Source organism: Acetobacter senegalensis (assembly GCF_001580995.1).
Classification (GTDB): Bacteria; Pseudomonadota; Alphaproteobacteria; order Acetobacterales; family Acetobacteraceae; genus Acetobacter; species Acetobacter senegalensis.
In genome coordinates this window covers 1-2,265 of the sequence record NZ_LHZU01000041.1, presented here as the reverse complement: position 1 = coordinate 2,265, position 2,265 = coordinate 1, and the positions used below count along the sequence as shown (strand labels likewise).

Here is a 2,265-nt window from a genome sequence, read left to right as displayed (position 1 = left end):
GCAGATCATGGGGCGGCGTCTTGCCCCTTGGGCGAACCGCCTCAATCAGACGTTCCCAGATCGCCCATGTCTCGTCCGTAAAAGGTCCGGTGCCAGTTCCAGTTCCGTCGCATTCTCCCATCCCTGTAATATAGGAAGAATTTCGAGCCCTAACAGGCCCTAGGCAGGGTGTTAATACAAATATAATAAACGACATGAATCCAGAAAATTTTAAGGACATTAGAAGTAACGAAATTTCCGATAATCAACAATTTACGACAGAGACACACTCAAGTATATCGAGTATTTCTTTTGGCAATATTTTTAGATCAGAGATAGATTTTCTGTGAAAAAATTTTGAATATTATTCAACAGAATAATCGTCTTATTTTTAAGGTATTCTGTTGAAATTTATATTTAATTTTCAGTTTAAATTTATCAAAATGGGTATTTCCCATGTTGTATCGGGCGGCATCGGACCGTTTGCATCCCCTCCTGACTAGCCTGTCTGCTCAGTGCTGCAGAAGCAGACGGGCTGCAGTTCGCCTCATGTCGGTCATACTGGCGGTTTGAAGAACTTCCCGAAAGCCGACATGAATCATCCGACGCTCTGCCGGCAATAGCGGAAAGAAAACTTGAGCCTGTATTCTACCCTGTCGAGGTTCGAATCTCACCATGCGGGCCAAAGGCTTGGTGGATCGATCTCGATGAAGCGGGTTTCCACCAAGAGATGGTCTTTCTGCGGAGCGAAGTTTATGGCTGGCTCACCCAGATCCGCTTCTACGAAGCGCTCTGGTTGCTCAGACTGGCGGAGCACTACTCTTCCCAGTCGCTGTCGGTCCAGTGATCTTCGGCGATAGATGTCTTGAATGCCTCAGCAAGGTCCTCCCCTGTCGTCAGCGACTCATCGTCGAGCCGGAAGAGGATCGACTTCACGACACGGTGCTGGTTTGTGCCCGCGGCCCGATACGCGACATCCTCGAAGAACGAGCTCTCGAACTCCTTGACCGCGCTACCGTCTGTCCAGATGTCGGGCATGCTGGCGAACGTGAGTGAGCGGGCATGCCGCCGAATCGTCTCGGGGTCGCTGAGCGCCTTCACCCGCGACGCGAGGAAACGTTCGAACTTGAGATCACGGCCGATAACCGAACGGGCCTCAATCTGGTGTTTATTGAGGAATTCTTCCATCGAGTCGATGTGGGACTGGAAGGCGGTTCGCACGGTCGCTTCGCCTTGAGTGGAGCGCAGCGCGTCTCCGATCTCTGTGAGACGTCGTTCCCTAGCCTCCTCGTCATTGCGGACCTTGCCTTTAATCTCCTGCGCAAAGAATTGTGGCATCCACCAACCTAAGGCAGTGTCCACCGAGTATGGCCGGAACTGGATACGTCCCTTCGGCGATTCCGCCGCAAGCGGGTCCTCGCCCTCGAAGGTGAGCGGACTGCGAAGGTTGAAGCCAAATCCCTGAGTCTTCGGGCTCGCATGGATCACCCCCGAACTGCCTGCCAAGGCCGTAGCCAAGGTCTCGCGTTGATGACCGAGTATCGCACGCAACAGCTACGCCGACCCCGTCAATCTTCACCGTCCAGATCAGCGCCCCCACATCAAAATAATAATCTAGGCGAAAGCTGTCCTCGTCGATCGCCTTAGTTGCGGTTACCGTGAGATCCTCCATGCCATCGAAGTCCTCAACCGAAAAGCCTTCAATGGCGTCCAGATATTTTTGCGGAATGTAATCGTCCACGAGAAACTCGCCCGCCTTCTTCCTCGGAGGGCTTAAGCGTTACGTCGCCAAAAGGTCCTGCTCGACATGTCTCTTTGGCTTGCGAACCCGAGCGCTTAGGTGCCTAGCAGGCTGACAGTTTTGTTCGCCATTCGCTCGCGGCGGCCATGCGGGAAAGCGGCCGTCACCAAGCTGTCCTCGGCCGAATATTCGGCGGTCCGCCAGAACAGGGTTAGATTGCCGAGCGCTGGATTGTCCCTAGTGACCTCGATCGCGTGATTTTCTCGCATCCCTATAAGTGGATACTATGCCTTCGCCTCGACTCAAGCCAGCTTCGCCAAACGTGGCCGCGTTCCGCCTTGGCCGCTGGCGCCCGTTAAATGCCCTGAGCGGCAGATCTTCGCGAAAACTGTCGTTGGTGACCCCCTTGGCGAGTGGCGTGCCCTGGTCGGTAGCCATCATGGACGCAAGTTCTGGGAATAGCTGCTGTCAGTTGTTGCTCCCCCATAACTGACATTCCGTTTACCTGAAGGGTTTCGGGCGCCGCGAGGCGTACGAAAGTCTGG

1 protein-coding gene is annotated in these 2,265 nt (G+C 54.0%); it reads right to left on the bottom strand.

The window, feature by feature from the left end; all coding sequences use genetic code 11:
- Positions 1-795: 795 nt before the first annotated feature.
- Entirely contained in the window at positions 796-1,467 is a 672-nt protein-coding gene (locus AD948_RS00270; protein WP_156478864.1) for a hypothetical protein, read from the bottom strand.
- Between the last annotated feature and the right edge of the window lie 798 nt (positions 1,468-2,265).